At 66.6% G+C, this 293-nt stretch carries 1 protein-coding gene; it reads right to left on the reverse strand.

Annotation, left to right across the window (positions count from 1 at the left end; translation table 11 throughout):
* On the reverse strand, positions 1 to 293 hold a 293-nt coding region (locus AAE029_RS36285), incomplete at both ends, for a tetrahydrofolate dehydrogenase/cyclohydrolase catalytic domain-containing protein (protein ID WP_371077776.1).

The following is a 293-nucleotide window of genomic DNA, read 5'->3' on the forward strand; positions in this document are numbered from 1 at the left end:
GGGTGCGCCGCACGAAGACCATGGCGCCGGCCGGCGTGCAGGAGATCAGGCCGGTTTCGAGATCGCCGGTGGCAAGCTTGCCGGCATTGACGACATTGAGGCCGTCGACATCCTTTTCCGGCAGGATCGCCTGGATGATCGGCTCGGCGTTGAGGTGCTTCGGCAGCGGCAGCTGCACCAGGATGCCGTGCACGGCCGGATCGGCGTTGAGCGATGCGACAAGCGCGGCGAGCTCCTGCTGGCTGGTCTCGGCCGGCAGCGTGTGCTGGATCGAGTTGAAGCCGCATTCCTTG

This window comes from Sinorhizobium sp. CB7 (assembly GCF_041357635.1).
In the GTDB taxonomy this organism is placed as follows: domain Bacteria; phylum Pseudomonadota; class Alphaproteobacteria; order Rhizobiales; family Rhizobiaceae; genus Rhizobium.